Origin of the sequence: Microvirga pakistanensis (assembly GCF_004458765.1) — a bacterium.
In the GTDB taxonomy this organism is placed as follows: Bacteria; Pseudomonadota; Alphaproteobacteria; order Rhizobiales; family Beijerinckiaceae; genus Microvirga; species Microvirga pakistanensis.
In genome coordinates, this window is sequence record NZ_SPJX01000711.1 from 1 (window position 1) to 223 (window position 223).

Annotated in this window: 1 pseudogene; it reads right to left on the reverse strand. The window is 65.9% G+C overall.

Annotated elements, in window-relative coordinates:
* Positions 1 to 223: pseudogene (locus E4K09_RS28440) on the reverse strand (histidine phosphatase family protein); the annotation flags it as partial.

Consider the following 223-nt stretch of genomic DNA (forward strand, 5'->3'; position numbering starts at 1 on the left):
TGAAGAAGGTGCCGTGCCCTACGACGGCGATCATCTGCTCCGGCCGGTCCTGGAGCCACCGCCGGAACTGCTCGACCCGCCCCTCGAAGATGTGGCTGGGCTCGTAGACGACTCCGCGCGGGTCCGGCTCGCCCTCGTTATGCCACCACACCTCGTCGAGGTGATCGAAGCTCAGATGCGGGAACTCCTGCATCAGAAGGGATGGAGCCCGTCCGACGTCGCA